Source organism: Azospirillum sp. B4 (assembly GCF_000333275.1).
Lineage (GTDB): Bacteria > Pseudomonadota > Alphaproteobacteria > Azospirillales > Azospirillaceae > Nitrospirillum.
Window position 1 is genome coordinate 1 of the sequence record NZ_BACU01000018.1, and the last position, 15165, is coordinate 15165.

At 66.8% G+C, this 15165-nt stretch carries 13 protein-coding genes; 5 read left to right on the forward strand and 8 right to left on the reverse strand.

What is annotated here, in order from left to right:
- The 4 genes from I55_RS00455 to I55_RS00470 form a co-directional block, all read right to left on the reverse strand.
- Positions 1 to 584, reverse strand: a 584-nt coding sequence (locus tag I55_RS00455; RefSeq protein ID WP_044558446.1) for a S46 family peptidase, incomplete at its 3' end; no start/stop codon positions are given.
- A gap of 202 nt (positions 585 to 786) precedes the next feature.
- Complete coding sequence (locus I55_RS32550) at positions 787 to 1230, reverse strand: hypothetical protein (RefSeq protein ID WP_064742449.1); 444 nt, start codon at positions 1228 to 1230, stop codon at positions 787 to 789.
- A gap of 237 nt (positions 1231 to 1467) precedes the next feature.
- Positions 1468 to 3567 (reverse strand): S46 family peptidase, encoded by a 2100-nt coding sequence (locus tag I55_RS00465; RefSeq protein ID WP_083900725.1) that lies wholly within the window; start codon positions 3565 to 3567, stop codon positions 1468 to 1470.
- 128 nt (positions 3568 to 3695) lie between these two features.
- Positions 3696 to 4667, reverse strand: a complete 972-nt coding sequence (locus I55_RS00470) for a replication initiator protein A (RefSeq protein WP_252180960.1) — start codon at positions 4665 to 4667, stop codon at positions 3696 to 3698.
- Between the two features lie 1149 nt (positions 4668 to 5816).
- On the opposite strand from I55_RS00470, the gene repA reads away from it, so the two are divergent.
- Positions 5817 to 7073: a plasmid partitioning protein RepA gene (repA, locus tag I55_RS00475; RefSeq protein WP_049973699.1), complete on the forward strand. Its 1257-nt coding sequence runs from the start codon at positions 5817 to 5819 to the stop codon at positions 7071 to 7073.
- Positions 7070 to 8068 (forward strand): ParB/RepB/Spo0J family partition protein, encoded by a 999-nt coding sequence (locus tag I55_RS32555; protein ID WP_083900727.1) that lies wholly within the window; start codon positions 7070 to 7072, stop codon positions 8066 to 8068. The genes repA and I55_RS32555 overlap by 4 nt, the downstream gene beginning before the upstream one ends.
- Before the next feature lie 777 nt (positions 8069 to 8845).
- Here the strand turns inward: I55_RS32555 and I55_RS00485 are convergent.
- Together I55_RS00485 and I55_RS00490 are read right to left on the reverse strand one after the other, a co-directional pair.
- Positions 8846 to 10006 carry a hypothetical protein gene (locus tag I55_RS00485; protein WP_044558448.1) on the reverse strand — a complete coding sequence of 387 codons (1161 nt, stop codon included), beginning with the start codon at positions 10004 to 10006 and terminating at the stop codon, positions 8846 to 8848.
- Between the two features lie 116 nt (positions 10007 to 10122).
- Entirely contained in the window at positions 10123 to 10389 is a 267-nt protein-coding gene (locus I55_RS00490) for a metal-sensing transcriptional repressor (protein WP_044558449.1), read from the reverse strand.
- 61 nt (positions 10390 to 10450) lie between these two features.
- On the opposite strand from I55_RS00490, the gene I55_RS33945 reads away from it, so the two are divergent.
- From I55_RS33945 to I55_RS00500, 3 genes are all read left to right on the forward strand, one after another.
- On the forward strand, positions 10451 to 10627 hold the full coding sequence (locus tag I55_RS33945) for a hypothetical protein (protein ID WP_252180961.1): 177 nt from the start codon (positions 10451 to 10453) through the stop codon (positions 10625 to 10627).
- Between the two features lie 125 nt (positions 10628 to 10752).
- Positions 10753 to 11826 (forward strand): bifunctional DNA-binding transcriptional regulator/O6-methylguanine-DNA methyltransferase Ada, encoded by a 1074-nt coding sequence (ada, locus tag I55_RS00495; RefSeq protein ID WP_044558450.1) that lies wholly within the window; start codon positions 10753 to 10755, stop codon positions 11824 to 11826.
- Positions 11826 to 12554 (forward strand): 2OG-Fe(II) oxygenase, encoded by a 729-nt coding sequence (locus I55_RS00500; protein WP_044558451.1) that lies wholly within the window; start codon positions 11826 to 11828, stop codon positions 12552 to 12554. Before ada ends, I55_RS00500 begins: the two co-directional genes overlap by 1 nt.
- 162 nt (positions 12555 to 12716) lie before the next feature.
- On the opposite strand, the gene I55_RS00505 is transcribed toward I55_RS00500, so the two are convergent.
- Both I55_RS00505 and I55_RS00510 read right to left on the reverse strand, forming a co-directional pair.
- Positions 12717 to 13700, reverse strand: coding sequence for a BMP family ABC transporter substrate-binding protein (locus tag I55_RS00505; RefSeq protein WP_044558452.1), 984 nt, complete (start codon positions 13698 to 13700; stop codon positions 12717 to 12719).
- Between the two features lie 11 nt (positions 13701 to 13711).
- A partial coding sequence (locus I55_RS00510; protein ID WP_148293505.1) for a methyl-accepting chemotaxis protein occupies positions 13712 to 15165 on the reverse strand: 1454 nt, incomplete at its 5' end.

The window sequence follows — 15165 nt, forward strand, 5'->3', positions numbered from 1 at the left end:
AGGCGGACATCCTGGTAGCGGCGGTACTCGTACACGTCGTCGATGCTGCCACGGTACAGTTCCACCACGTCGCAGCGGATGGCCTCGTCCCCGCCAGCGCAGTCGCGCTGCAGCTTGGCCAGGGTCTCGCGCAGCGCGCGGCTGTAGTCGGCGCCGTCGCGGCCGGCCACGGCCTCCTTCACCTGGGGGGTGACGTCGGTGATGCCGAGCAGCTGGTTGGCCTCCACGTCCGGGCATTTCACCTCGTCCTCCGGCCGGGCGGCGTAGAACCCCTCCTCCACCAGGTTGCGCGTGGCGGAGGATAGCTGCTGCAGGCAATCGCGGGCGCAATGGTGGTTGGTCTGCACCAGGCCGGTGGCCGAGACGAAGGACGCCGAACAGCCCCGGGGCAGGCGTAGCGAGGCCGCGCGGATGTGGTCCAGCCACTGGGGGGTGGGGTCGAAGCCGTAGGCTTCCTGGACCTTGGCGCTTGGGAAGTGGTTGAAGGTCCACATGCCTTCATCGGCACGGGCGCCGGCGGTGAAAAGCATGGCGAAGCAGCCGCCCAGCGCGGCCGCCTGCACATGGGTAAGCCCCACACGCATGGTCCTGTCCTCAAACGATGCCATCCCGTACCCGTGACCCCAGCCTCCCCGCCCGGGCGGTACGTCCATAGCATAAGCCCGGCACGCCTGGCCGGGGGACAGGATTTTGTAACGGAAGTGCAAATGTTGCAAGGGCCGGACGCGGAAAACCCCAGGGAAGCCCTGGGGTTTCGCTTGACCATATCCTTGAGAACGGGCGCCGTCAGTTGACGATGCGCCACGACCCGTCCGGCTGCTGGCAGGCCGTGCCCACCTGCTGGCTGGGACGGCCCGCCACAGTGATGGTGGAGGTGTATTCGCGGCAATTGGCCTGGTCGTACACCGGCTTGGCCGCCACCGCCTGGACAGGCTGGGCGACGGGCACCGGCTGTTGCACCACCACCGGGGCCGGGGCCGGCGCGACGTACACCGGCGGGGCATAGTAGGGGTACGGGTATGCCGCCGGATAGGGCGCCCAGTACGGGTCGCGCCAGCGCCAGTAGGGATCGTGCCAATAGGGGCCGTAGGCCGGCCAGACGGGACCGATGCCGACGCCCACGCTGACGAAGGTGCGGGCCGACGCCGGGGCGCTACCGCCGGCCAGGGCCAGCACCGCCACCACCAGCGACATCATCACCAGGAACGGTGCCTTGAACGCGCGCTGCATGATCATCCTCTTGCAAGGGACGGGACCCGGTGGCCCGCCCACGACCGCCCTTAATGCCGGAGAACAGAATGCCGGAGAGACGGCCCCGGGGCGCGCGGGACCGGCCTTCTCTCTATAATACGTGATTGTGGCCTTTACCTGACGGCCGGCGGCCGCGGCATTTGGTGTACCCAATTGGAAAAGGCCCGCGGGGAAGCGAGTCCCCGCAGGCCTTTCGTCAACGCGGGCCGTTCCGCCTCAGCGGCCGCCCAGTTCCTTGGACAGGCGGTTGGCGTGGTAGATCTTGGCCAGCGCCTCCTTCAGGGCGCCGACCGAGACCCAGACGGCGCGGTTGACGGAGCCGTCATAGCCGTAGTCGCCGCCCAGCGATTGGATGTTGCCGTCGAAGATCAAGCCCACGACCTCCGCGTCCTTGTTGATGACGGGGGAGCCGGAGTTGCCGCCGATGATGTCGTTGGTGCTGACGGCATCGAACTTCTGCGACGGGTTGATGGCACCCTTGGCCTTCAGCCAGCTGTCCGGCAGGGCGAAGGGGAAGGCCCCGGTGGCCCGCTCGAAGGTGCCGCCCATCGTGGTGAAGGGGGCGACGTGCTGGCCATTCTGCTCATAGCCCTTCACCGTGCCGTAGGACACGCGGGGGCTGAAGGTGGCGTCCGGATAGATCGAGGTGCCGTGCACCTTGAACATGGCCTGGGCGATGTAGCCGGCGTTCTTCTGCTGCACGGCCGACACGTTGGCCTCCACATCCCGGCGGGCGGCCAGGGCATCGGCGTCGATCAGCTTGGCGAACATGATCATCGGGTCGGTGGAGGCGTCGATGGCGGCCTGGCCGCCGTCCAGCAGGCGCTTGCGCTCCGCCGGGTCGCCCAGGGTGGAGCCCTTCACCAGGTCGTCGGCGATCTGGTCGGCCGACCGGGCGCCGAAGACCTTCTTCACCAGGGGGTCGTCCGGGCCCAGCTGGCGCTGCATGTACACCAGTTGCATGCGCATCAGCGTGCGCTCCAGCTCGGCATAAAGCGGGCTGTTGGACAGCAGGCGCTGGCGGATGAAGGGGAAGTTGGCCTCGGTGTACTCGCGCAGGCGCTTGCCGTCCGGCAGGGTGCGCTCGCTGGCCGCCCGGACCAGGTTGCGGGCGAAGGTGAACATGTCGGACTGGGTGAAGCTGCGGCCCCCCTCCAGCACCTCATAGCGCTTGCCGACGATGCCATAGTGGTCGACCGACCTGGCGATGGCGGCCCAGGGATCGCCATACTGCTGCTTCAGGGCCGGGTCGGCGTCGATGATGGCCTTCAGTTCCGCCTCATCCTTGCGCTTGGCGGTGATCAGGGCCGGATCGACCAGGGTCTGCAGGCCGCCATACAGCGCCTTGTAGCTGTTCTCGACGCTGAACAGCTTGGTGCGGGCGATACGGGCGTTCTCCACCCCCTGCGCCGTGAACTGCAGCAGGATGCCGCGCAGTTCCGCCAGGTACAGCAGGCGGTCGGGCAACATGTGGTCGCGGTCGAACTCCAGTTCCGACACCGTGTCCAGGCGCTCCGTCCGGCCGGGGTTGCCGGAGGTGAAGACCAGATCGCCCTCGTTCGCGTCCTTGGCGGCGTAGGGGAAGTAGGTGGCCTTCGTGTTCAGCGGCTTGCCGTCCTTGTCGTAGACGCGGACGTAGGAGACGTCGAGGTCATAGCGCGGGAACTCGAAATTGTCGGGATCGCCGCCAAAGAAGGCGATGTCCTCCTCCGGCGCGAACACCAGGCGCACGTCCTGATAACGGCGGTACTTGTACAGATTGTAGGCACCGCCATGGTACAGCTCGACCACGTCGCAGCGGATGTCGTCGGCGCCGCCGGTGCATTCCTTTTGCATGGCGGCCTGCACCTCCTTCAGCGCGGCGGAGAAGGCGTCGCCCTCCTTGCCGGTGGTGGCGGCGTTCACCCGCTGGGTCACGTCCGTGATCTGGAGAAGCTGGTTGGCCTCCATATCAGGGCACTTGGCCTCATCCTTCAGCTCGGCGGCGTAAAAGCCGTCCTTGATGTGGTTATGTTCGGCCGTGGACAGCTGGGCGATGCAGGACCGGGCGCAGTGATGGTTGGTCTGGATCAGGCCGCTGGCCGAGACGAAGGCGGCGGAGCAGCCACGCGCCAGCCGGACGGAGGCCAGCTGCACCCGCTCCAGCCATTTGGGATCGGGGCTGAAGCCATAGGCCTGCTTCACCGCGGCGCTGGGGAAGTTGTTGAAGGTCCACATGCCTTCATCGGCGCCCGCCACGCTGGGCGCCAGCAGCAGGCCGGCCAAAGCCGCCGCCGCCAGGGCGCTCAAGGGGGCGCCCTTCAGGAAATCACGCATCTCAGATGATCCTCACGACAGGTCGAAGCCGGTGCCCCGCAGCCCGGTTTTTCGACTTGCACCATTTCTGTCGTGAGATTGCAAGGGGACAGCCACCGGCCTATCCGCCCGCGGCCCCCTGGGCGATGTCAGGCCGCCATCCCGTCCATCATCATCTCGGGCAGGGCGTCGGGAAACTCCGGCGCCTGGTCGAAGGGGGCCATGGCCGACAGGCTGTCGGTGCGGAAGAAATAGACCATGTGGCTTTTCAGCGGGGTGCGGCCCGGGGGCGGCGGGGCGTTGCGGTCGCGGCCCCAGCGGCGGGGATCCACCACCGTCAGGCCATACTCCGGCAGGGCCTGGCGCTTCTTGGCCAGGGCCACCAGCCGGGCCTTGAACACCTTCAGGTCGCTTTCGGCGCCGACGCGCAGGCGCAGCTTCTCGATGTTCATCTTGAAGGCGCCCTGGTTGCCGCAATGGGCGCGCGCGATCTCATAGAGCCGCTTTTCCGTGGGCGACAGCTTGAAGTAATCGGGATGGTAGGTGAGGATCTTGCGGTCCTTGACCACCGCCCGGTACAGCCAGTCGCATAGCTGCACGGTCAGCGACTTCATCGTCTTGCCGCCGTCCTTGTCCCGGCGATAGTTGATGCGGTAGTCCAGCACCCAGGAGAAGGCGCCCGTTTCCCCCTCGCCACCCGTTTCCAGGTTGGTCAGCACCTGGGTGGACTGCAGGCGCTTCAACGCGTCCTCCAGCCGCTGATAGGCGGTGTTGGTGGCATGGATGCCCACCACGCGGAAGAAGTCGTGGCCGGTGAAGGTCAGCCGCGGGCTGACCGGCTCGCCCCGGTTCAGTTTGTCCTGGATCAGGGACACGAGGTAGATCAGCACCTCCTTGTCCCAGATGTTGGCGACGCCGTGCTTGGTGCCGGTCACCTCAATGCGGACGGTGCCGTCGTCGTAGACGGGCAGTTCCGTCACCGTCTCCTTGCTGAGGGCGAAGAAGTTGAAGACCATGACCAGGCGGTCGTTCTTCACCTTGCCGATCAGGGGGCTGTCCAGCGCCAGGGCCAACTGGCTGCCGGCCATGGGGGCTTCCACCATGGGCGGAACGGAAACCATGTCCGCAGAAATCCTGTCCGCGGCCCGTGTCGTCGTCCCCGCCATTGTCGCCACCCTTCACACACAAAGCAGGCCCCATCCACCATGGACCGGGCATTCGGACTCCGGATGATGAACGCGGCCAATCGTCGTCGCCAACGGCAAAAACGCGGTTGGTTGCCGATCCCTTGAGATTTTACCCGGCCCACCCCCAAAATCTGGTGTGTCGTTCGAGTCGAAACGGGGAGTCGGTATCCAAACCCGTGATTCCCGGTAACTGATCCCTTGAGTCGACTCGGCCCAGGATCCGGGCGACTCCTCCACCGGCCCATTTTGGGGTCGGACTCGGGGTTGGGGTGAGTCGGATCGCGGTATCGGAGTCCGAAACGGGCCCGCCCTGAGCCCCAAGCTCAAGGGATCGGCAACCGGATTTGAGGAAACGGCAACCAAGATCAAGGCTACGGATACCGACTCCGGCCGACTCGTCCCTTTTTCCTCTCAAGGGTTCGGATACCGGATTTGCCGGCACCAGGGTTCGGTAACCTTCGTCCAAGGGTTCGATGACCCAGGGCCCGAGGGTTTGGAGTCCGGAACCCCAGGGTTCGGATACCGGGAGTCGCGGGAACCGTTACCAAAACCCCTGTTAAGCAATTGGGAAAGCGGCATTTTCCGGGGTCGTAACAGTTAAACCCTGAATCTGTTTAACCCTGAATCCTTTTAAGGAAACCATCCACAGGCCAGGCTTTCAGCGCCGGAGATAACGGGACCGGGATCAGGCTTGGCGGGTTCCAGCGCCGATGTGACTGTTGAGCTCGTCCAACGATCGGTATGCGCTCGGAATCGGATTTCGTTCGAAAACCCAGGAAATCCGCCACTCTGGTCAGGCTGTGCCAGGCGATGGGAAATGGTATCCGTTCCCTTGAAGATCGGGGTCCGCCAAGTAGAAGATCGGCGCCAACTCCAGTCACGATCGCCCCGCTTTCAAGGTTACAGTTACCAAAGCCATCGCCTCAACCAGTTGTTCAAAACCCATCAGCGAATTTTTCCGCCGAATTGGGAAAAAATCGATTGTCCATCAGTTATCCGCATCTTTGCCTAAAGATCGCGGTTGGCGTCCGGATCGCGGTTGGGCATTATCCGCCCATCTTTGGCAGCCCCTCGGATACACCGATGACCACCGATGTCAGCACGCCCGCCGATCTTGATACCCCAGCCAGCGATGACCCCCTGCAAATCTTCCTGGACCACTCGGAAGGCTGTGACGCCATCCAGCGCAAGATCATCGAGGTGCAGGCCTATCCCGGCCACGCCAAGAGCCTGCGCCTGTTCCCGACCTCCGAAGCCGCGCGTCTCATCCGCATCTCCGAAAGCCATCTGCGCGCCCTGCTGAAGAATGAGCAGTTCCCCCAAGGCACGGTCATCGGCGGCAATAACCGCCGCGGCTTCACCCTGGCGGAGGTGAACCAGATCAGGCGGCAACTGTTCCAGCAGACCGGCGATGTGCGCTATCGCGTGGGTCGCGACCGGGAAGCGGGGGAGAAGCTGTCGGTCATCACCGTCGCCAACTTCAAGGGGGGTGCGGCCAAGACCACCCATTCCGTCCATCTGGCACAGTATCTGGCCCTGCAAGGCTACCGCGTGCTGATGATCGATCTGGACAGCCAGGCCAGCGCCACCTCGCTGTTCGGCTTTGTCCCGGATGAGCAGTTCGACCGTCTGGACACCCTGTACCGTCTGTTCACCCTGGACGACAGCCAGCGCGTCAACGATCTGCGGCCGCTGATCCAGAAGACCTACTGGGATGGACTGGACGTCATTCCCGCCAACCTGGGCCTGTACTCCACGGAGTTCGAGGTGCCGGTACGACAGATGCGGCAGCGGGAGTTGCGCTTCTGGCGTATCCTGCAGGACGCCTTGCCGACGATCGATCAGGACTATGACATCATCGTTTGCGACTGCCCCCCATCGCTCAGCTACCTGTCGATCAATGCCGTGATGGCGGCGAACTTCCTGCTGATCCCGATTCCGCCCTCCATGCTGGACTTCAGCTCCGCCGGCAGGTTCTTCCGCATGGTCTATGAGACCCTGTCCACCCTGGCGCAGGCCGAAGGCGGGCGGGTGAAGACCTTCGACGCCGTGCGCCTGCTGGTCTCCAAATACCAGACGGCCGACACCAACCAGAGCCAACTGGTGAAGTGGATGGGCAGCATCTTCGCCGACACGCTGCTGGAAAACCGCATGGCCCTGACCACCGGCCTGGATAGCGCCGGCAACCTGAAGCAGAGCTATTATGAGCTGGAGGCCAGCGACGTGAACCGCCGCACCTATGAGCGCGGCCTGGAATATCTGAACAACGTGAACGCCGAGATCGAGCGCGTCATCTGGGACATCTGGAAGCGTACGCCGGCACGGGAGGGAGCGCGATGAGCCGCAAGGACAGAATGGCCGAACTGGACAATGCCATCGGCGACCTGACCGCCACCCGGGCGGCGCGGCCGGCTTCCCCCCGCTCGGCGATTCCCATTGTCAATCAGATCGAGAGCGTATTCCAGGATAGTGCCAAGGAACTGGAAACCTTGCGCGACAGCGGCCGCGTGCTGCTGGAACTGGACCCGTCGGAAATCCACGGCACCCAGTATCAGGACCGTCACGCCGCCGCCTTCGCCGACGCCGCCTTCGCCACCCTGGTTCAGGACATCCTCCGTCATGGCCAGTTGGCGCCGGTACTGGTGCGGCCCGCCGCTGAGGGGGAGGGGTATGAGCTGATCGCCGGTCATCGCCGTACCGCCGCCTGCCGCCAGCTGGGCCGTAAGGTGGTGGCGCGGGTGATGCAGGCGGACGACCGCGACCTGCTGATCAAGATGGTTCAGGAGAATGAGGCCAGGGCCGACATCTCCGCCTATGAGCGGGCGGTGCAGCTGAAGACCGTGCTGGATACCGGGTTGATGAGCCGCGCGGAGCTGATGGAGCGGCTGGATTTCAGCAAGGGTCATCTGTCCAACCTGCTGAAGTTCGCGGAGTTGTCGGCCACGGTCATCGCCGCGCTGGAGGACCCACGCCCGCTGAAGATCAGCGATGGCGCCAAGCTGGCCCGCCTGATGGCGGAGAGCGAGGAGGCTGCAGCGCGGGTGGAGGCTGCGGCGGCCGACCTCAGCAATCGTGGCGGAGACGAGGGACTGGGCTTCAGCGCCCGGCTGCGGACGTTGATGGCGGCGGCGCAGGGCGAGGTGGTGGCGGAGCCGGAGGCTGGTGGTGAGCGGGTTATCCGGTCCCGTACCGGTCAGGTGTTGGTGCGGCTCTCCCTCCATGAAGGCCGGCCCATCCTGCGTCTCGCGGCGGGGCTGCCGCCGCAGGCGTTGGATGCGCTGTTCGCCCAACTGCCCGACGCGCTGCGTCGTTGCGGTCTGGATGTGCCGGATTGAAGCGGGTGCCTAGATGCTGGCATCGGCGTGCCAGCCGGTTTTTCTGAAAAAACTTCCCAAGAGCCCCGTCCGTTGTGGTGGGGCTTTTTCTTTAGTGCGCCAGGCATGGCGCGAGGTGCGTGAGCACCGAGAACCGGTTGGAAGCCGGCTTGTGACAACGACGTTGAAATCCTCTACGGGCCGTGGTGATGGGAACCGTTAGCCGAACAGCCAGGGCGTTACCGCGAGGTTCGGTCTGAAGGAAGCTGTAAGCAAAGTGCTGATGCCGCTGTTCGATCCGGACTTCTCCGGGCCCTCCCACGGGTTCCGTCCCGGACGGAACGCCCACCAGGCGGTGCGGGCCGCGCGGTCGCACATGGCGGCTGGATTGCGCTGGGAGGTGGACCTGAGGTGCCGCGGTTGAGCCGCCGCTACCTTCAGGCAGGATTCTGGCTGTGGCGCAAATTGCGCTGCTGCCTCTGGCGCCAATGGAAACACCCGTGTCCCCGGGGCCACGAACCTGATGCGGCGGGGATTGGATGGGGCTCGCGCATGGGCGTCCGCCACCAACGGACGCGGCCCCTGGTGGGGTGCTGGGGCCAGCCACATGAACGGCGCTCACCGGAAATCCTTCTCCGGCACTCTCGGGCAGCCATCCCTCATGGCGACCCATCAACGCCTAGACCACGCTTCATGAACCACCGTATATGGGCGCCAGAAGAGGGGGGTGGCTCAAGGGAATGGTTACCAAAGTTTTTTCGGAAAAACGGGCCCGGATGCGCGACGGTGAGGAAAACCTTACTCCACCATATAGGCGCGATAGGCGTCCCGGCCGGAAATCTCCAACACCACCCGATCACGGCGCAGACCGTCCAAAAGGGTACGGGCGGCGGTACCGCTCATGTCCAGGGCCTGGGCCAGGCGGCCGGACGTGACCACGGGCTGGGCCAGCAGGAAAGCGGCCACCTGCGGACCGCGGGAGGTGGAGCGCTTGGGCCGCAAGGCATCCGCCAGCCGCGCCTCGGCCAACCGCAAGCGCCGCAGCAATATTTCGCCCCGGGTCAGGGAACGGATGGCGGCGTTGAGGAAGGCCGGCAGCCACCCCTCGTCCCGGTCCGGCCTATACTCCATGGCATGTCCCAGGAAGCCTACGGACGGCATCAGCACTGGGCCGCCGACGAAGGCGGGATGGGTGGGGCTGGCGATGGTATCCGAACCCTCGAGGGAAACATCGTCCACCCCCCGTCGGCGGGCCGGCACCAGCCCCTGGCGGGCGGGCCACCAGGCCGCCAGCAGGCGACCCAGTGCCGCCCCGGCGGTACGGTCCGCGCGGGTCCGGTGCCAGTGGGCCAAAAAGGCGGCGGCACCGATGAGGGCCGGGGCGGAGCGGAACCGGGCAAGGACGTCGGGGGCCAGGGCTGACTGCAACACCAGCCAACGTTCCTCGGCATCCACGTCATCCCCAACCCCATTCCACAGGGAGAAGCCGGCGGCCTTGGTCTGCCGGGTGCGATCCAGCGCCGCCAGACGCAGCGGGGTGTAAAGATGGCGGGGATGACGAGCCGCCAGCCGACGTACCAGGTCATAGATGGGCAGGGCTTGGGCCAAGTCCGGATCAGGGGCGCGGTCCAGGCTGTCCCAGGCCAGCAGGCGCAGGTCGGCGGTATCCACCAGGATGCCGTTCAGCCGGGCGGAGGCAGCCGCCTCCTCAATGGCCATGCGGTTGACCCAGCCGGCGGAGACAGCGGCGCTGCTGGCGGCAAGGCCAGTGTCCAGCCGGACCAGGGCGGCGGAGGCTGCCTCCAGCGCCATCAATTCCGGCGTGGCATAAGGGCGGCACAGGTCATCTTCGTCCGTGGGGTGCGTTACGGCCGGGACAGGGGGGGCGGTGGCGGCGTGGGTCTTGGGTTGGGCGGGGGCGTAGGGGTTCCCCGGCGTTTCCCACCAGTCTTCACTCATGTTTCCACCCGTCCATAGATTACGGAAACATTGGACACGTACAGGGTGGAAAGCAAGTTAATACGATATTAGCTTTCCCCAAGCGTAGCCACCGTTCTCGAAGGGCGGCCGGGTGGTCACAGGTATTTGGTGATCTCCGCCATCTCCGCCAGGCGGGCCCGGGTCTGCTGGGGCAGGGGGCCGGTGGCCTCCTCCAGGTGATGCTCGATATGGTGCAGCACCAGGGCGACCTTGGCCTTGTCCACGGCCTTGACCACGGCCTGCAATTGCTGGGCGACGGTCAGGGCATCGCGCCCCTCCTCCACCATCTGCACAATCTTGGCGAAGTGGCCTTGGGCCCGCTTCAGGCGGTTCAGGATGTCGGGGGTTGTCGCATGGGTCATACCTTGACTCGTATCCCCCCTGGGGGGTTAAGTCAAATTGCCAGTAGGGAGTTGTCGAGCGATGTGCTGCCGCGCCGCCGTTGAGAAGACCTATCGCCAGATGCGGGCCTCCGGCGCGCCGGATCAGCATGCCTATGAGGCGGCCTTGGTGCTGTACCGCTATAACCATCCAGAGGATGCGGTGCCGGTGGCGGAGGCCGCCGTGGCCCTATGGACCGGCCACAGCCGGATGCAGTGAGGCCTATCGGAATTTGACCGCAAGACCCGGGATGTTGGGGGCCGAGCCTGGGGCTACACCAGGGGCATGAACGACACCATATCAGGATGACGACCATGCCCCCCGCGAACGCGCTCTCCGTTCCCATGAAGGCCGCTCCGACCACCACCGCTCCGGCTGCCCATTCCGACCCGCGCTGGCAAGCGGTGCTGAACCGGGACGCCGGCCAGGACGGCCGCTTCGTCTATTCGGTGAAGACCACCGGCGTCTATTGCCGGCCCTCCTGCCCCTCGCGCCTGGCCAAGCCCCAGAACGTCGCCTTCCATGACAGTTGCGCTGCGGCGGAGCGCGCGGGCTTCCGCCCCTGCAAGCGCTGCAAGCCGGACCAGCAGGGCACCGCCCAGCGGCAGGCCCAGCTGGTGGCCGACGCCTGCCGCGCCATCGAGACGGCGGAGGAGGCCCCGGGCCTGGAGGAACTGGCGGGCCAAGCCGGTCTCAGCCCCTATCACTTCCATCGCGTGTTCAAGGCCGTCACCGGCCTGACACCCAAGGCTTACGCCACGGCCCACCGCGCGCGGCGGGTGCGGGATGAACTGGCCCGCCCCGGCGCCACCGTCACCACCGCCCTCTACGATGCCGGCTTCAACGCCAGCAGCCGCTTCTATGAGGCGGCGGAAAGCCTGCTGGGCATGCGGCCGGGCGACTATCGCGCCGGCGGCACCAATGCCGACATCCGCTTCGCCGTCGCCCAGTGCAGCCTGGGCGCCATCCTGGTGGCGCGCAGCGACCGGGGGATTTGCGCCATCACCCTGGGCGATGATCCGGAGGCGCTGGTGCGCGATCTTCAGGACCGCTTCCCCAAGGCGTGCCTGACGGGGGACGATGCGGAGTTCGATGCCCAGGTGGCCCAGGTGGTGGGCTTTGTCGAGGCGCCGCGCCTGGGCCTGGGCCTGCCGCTGGACGTGCGTGGCACAGCGTTCCAGCAACGGGTGTGGCAGGCGCTTCGCGCCATCCCGGCGGGGGAGACCGCCAGTTATGCCCAGGTGGCGGCCAGCATCGGTGCGCCCAGGGCGGTGCGCGCCGTGGCCCAGGCCTGCGCCAACAACTCCATCGCCGTCGCCATTCCCTGCCACCGCGTGGTGCGCACTGACGGCGCCCTATCGGGCTATCGTTGGGGGGTGGAGCGCAAGCGCAGTCTGTTGGCGCGGGAGCGGGCGTGATGGATGAAGTGGCGCGCCAAAGTGATGGCATTGCCAGCATTGCTGACTATGACTGGACCGCGATCTTCCGGGATCTGGACGCGTACGGTTGTGCGGTACTGCCCAAGGTGCTGACCGCCGAGGCGTGCCGGGACCTCTCCGGCCTGTACGTGCTAGACCAGGGCTTCCGCAGCCGGGTGGTCATGGGCCGGCACGGCTTCGGCATGGGGGAGTACAAGTATTGGGCCTACCCCCTGCCGGCCACGGTACAGGCCTTACGCGCCAGCCTTTATCTAAGGTTGGCGCCGTTGGCCAACCGATGGAACCAGCGCTTGGGGGAGGGTGTCCGCTACCCGGATGCCCACGCCGACTTCCTGGCGCTGTGTCACCAGGCGGGGCAGGTACGGCCCACCCCACTGCTGCTTCAGTATGGGGCGGGCGACTACAACTGCCTGCACCAGGATCTGTATGGGGAGCGTGTGTTCCCCCTGCAGGTCGCCGTCCTGCTGTCGGAACCGGGGCGTGACTTCACGGGCGGAGAGTTCGTCATCACCGAACAGCGGCCGCGCCTGCAGTCGCGGGCGGAGGTGGTGCCCCTGCGGCAGGGCGACGGCGTCATCTTCGCCGTCCACCACCGGCCGGTCTCCGGGACGCGGGGCAGCTATCGCGTCACCCTGCGTCATGGCGTCAGCCGCATCCGTTCCGGCCAGCGCCGCACCCTGGGTGTCATCTTCCATGATGCTGTTTAGGACTTCCTCAAGCGCCGGCGGGGCATCCGCCCCTTGGCTATCCTCGCTGCGCCCTTCGGTGCTCGCTCCGGCGGGCGCGGTCGCGCCCTACAGCGGCATGAGGTTCAACCTCATGCCGCAGCCTTAAGCGCTATATAGGCATATATAGGGCGTGCTGCGCCGTCAGCTGGGGCTGGCGATCTTGACCTGGCCGCTGACGATGGCTTTCCGGGCGCGCGCCACGGCGTCAACGATGGCGGCGGTCCAGATGGTCCGGTTGTCGCCGTCCACCACCACGTCCACCCCGCCTTCCTTCAGGCCCAGGCGGGTGATACCGGACTTGAAGGTCTGGGTGCGGCCGGCCTCGAAGGCGCGGTCGATGGCCACGTCCAGCCGCTTGACCATGGATGTCAGCATGCGGCCCGGATAGAGGTAGTTCTGGTTGCTGTCGACACCGACACCCAAGGCGCCTTTGGCCTGGGCGATATCCAGGGCGCCCAGGCCGGAAACGCCGGCGGCGGGGAAAACCACGTCGGCGCCGTGCCGGACCATGTCGCGGGCGATCTCCGACGCCGCGAACGGGTCGGAGAAGCCCTTGGGGTCGGCCGCCACCAGACCGGTCAGCACCGTCGCCCCGGGCCGGGTGTCCGTGACGCCCTGGGCATAGCCCTTTTCAAAGCGCTGGATCACCGCCGCCGGCATGCCGCCGATGAACCCCACCGTGCCGCTCTTGCTGGCCAGGGCCGAGGCCACGCCGACGAGATAGGATCCCTCATCCTCCGCGAACAGGACGGAGGCGACGTTGGCGCCGGGCACGACGCCGTCGAACAGGGTGAAGCGCACGTCGGTATGCTGGGGGGCAAAGGCCGCCAGGGCAGTTTGGAAGCGGAAACCAATCAGCGCCACGTCGGTGCAGCCGGCGGTGACGGCGGCTTGCAAGGCGCCAGGATAGGCGTCCTCGCCTCCCGGCTCGAACTCCGCCACGGCCACGCCCGTCTTCTGGGCGAAGGTCTGGCTGCCGCCATAGGCCATCTCGTTGAAGCTCTTATCGAACTTGCCGGCCTCGGTATAGACGACGCAGGGTTTGAAGGGGGCGGCGCTGGCGATGCTGGCAACGCTGGCAAACAGGGTGGTGAAAACGGTGGCCGTGAAGGCGGTGCGGATCATGGCGTCTCTCCTCACGCGGCGGCGGTTTCGGTGGCGCGGACCTGGCCCAGGAAGCGGCGCACCGCCTCATCCAGGCGGGTGGCCTGGTTCGCCAGGCCCTCCGCGCTCTGGCGCACTTGGCCGGCCGACTGCCCGGTGGACAGGGCGGCGGAATGCACGCGGCCGATGGTGGTGTTGACCTCCTCCACGTCCTGGGCCGCCTCACTGATGGACCGGCTGATCTCCGCGGTGGCGGCGTTCTGTTCCTCCACCGCGGCGGCGATGGTGCTGGACACCTCGCTCAGCTGGACGATGGTGCCACCGATCTGGCGGATTGAATCGACCACCGCGCCCACGGCGCTGCGCACGGCGGCGATTTCCCCGGCGATGTCGCCCGTGGCCTTGGAGGTTTGGCCCGCCAGGGTCTTCACCTCGCTGGCCACCACGGCGAAGCCCTTGCCGGCCGCCGCGGCCCGCGCCGCCTCGATGGTGGCGTTCAGCGCCAGCAGATTGGTCTGGCCGGCGATGTCGTCGATCAGACGGGTGACGCTGCCGATGCGCTCCGCCGCCCCGGTCAGGCGCTCCACCATGTCGGCGGCGCCGTCCGCCTCCTCATTGGCGCGTTGGGAAATGGTGATGGCCTGTTGCAACTGGCCGCTGATCTCCTGCACCGACAGCGACAGCTGCTCGGTGGCGCCGGCCACGGTCTGGGTGTTGCGCGACGCCGCCTCGCTGAACTGCGCCACGCTGTTGGCCTGGTCGGCGGTGGCGTCGGCGGACTGACCCATGCTGTGCGACAGGGCGGTCATCTGCGCGGCCGCGTCCACCAGCGCCGCGATGATGCCGCCGACGCTGGCCTCGAAGCTGTCGGCCATGGCGGACATCGCGGCCTGGCGGTTCCGTGCCGCCTCCCGGCGTTCGGTCGCCAACTGCGCTTCATGCTCGCGCACCTGCACGGCGTTGGCGCGGAAGATGGTGACGGTGCGCGCCATCTCCGCGATCTCATCACTGCCGCGCGTGTCGATCTCGACGCCCAAGTCGCCGCCGGCCAGGGCCAGCATGCTGCGTGACAGGTGGGCGACGCGGCCGGCGATGCTGCGGCCGACATAGAAGACGGCCACGCCCACGGCGATGGCGACGCCGGCCAAGCCGGACGCCACCAGCAGGCCGCGGGCGAAGGACACCACATCCTCCAGCGCCTTGGCCTTGGTGCGCACCTCCGCCTGGGTGTCGGCGCCCAGCTCAGCGCCCAGCTTCTGCACCCGCGCGGCAATGGCCGCACTCTGGTGCAGCAGGCTGGTGCTCTGGTCCTGCGCGTCGGCCAAGCGGACCTTCATCACCGCCAGGCCGCCGGCGGTGACGTCGCCGAAGCCGGGAGTGGCGGGGAGCACGTCGCCCAGGGCGGCGCGGGTCAGCACGTCCAGACTGGCGGCGACCGTGGCGCGCGCGTCCGGTGGCAGGGCGGCTTGCGTGACGCGCAAATGCT

Excerpts from the sequence above, each read along its gene's own strand:
- I55_RS32550 (WP_064742449.1), bottom strand. The coding sequence starts at position 1,230 with ATGCAGCGCGCGTTCAAGGCACCGTTCCTGGTGATGATGTCGCTGGTG.
- I55_RS00465 (WP_083900725.1), bottom strand. The coding sequence starts at position 3,567 with ATGCGTGATTTCCTGAAGGGCGCCCCCTTGAGCGCCCTGGCGGCGGCG.
- I55_RS00470 (WP_252180960.1), bottom strand. The coding sequence starts at position 4,667 with ATGGTTTCCGTTCCGCCCATGGTGGAAGCCCCCATGGCCGGCAGCCAG.
- repA (WP_049973699.1), top strand. The coding sequence starts at position 5,817 with ATGACCACCGATGTCAGCACGCCCGCCGATCTTGATACCCCAGCCAGC.
- I55_RS32555 (WP_083900727.1), top strand. The coding sequence starts at position 7,070 with ATGAGCCGCAAGGACAGAATGGCCGAACTGGACAATGCCATCGGCGAC.
- I55_RS00485 (WP_044558448.1), bottom strand. The coding sequence starts at position 10,006 with ATGAGTGAAGACTGGTGGGAAACGCCGGGGAACCCCTACGCCCCCGCC.
- I55_RS00490 (WP_044558449.1), bottom strand. The coding sequence starts at position 10,389 with ATGACCCATGCGACAACCCCCGACATCCTGAACCGCCTGAAGCGGGCC.
- I55_RS33945 (WP_252180961.1), top strand. The coding sequence starts at position 10,451 with ATGTGCTGCCGCGCCGCCGTTGAGAAGACCTATCGCCAGATGCGGGCC.
- ada (WP_044558450.1), top strand. The coding sequence starts at position 10,753 with ATGAAGGCCGCTCCGACCACCACCGCTCCGGCTGCCCATTCCGACCCG.
- I55_RS00500 (WP_044558451.1), top strand. The coding sequence starts at position 11,826 with ATGGATGAAGTGGCGCGCCAAAGTGATGGCATTGCCAGCATTGCTGAC.
- I55_RS00505 (WP_044558452.1), bottom strand. The coding sequence starts at position 13,700 with ATGATCCGCACCGCCTTCACGGCCACCGTTTTCACCACCCTGTTTGCC.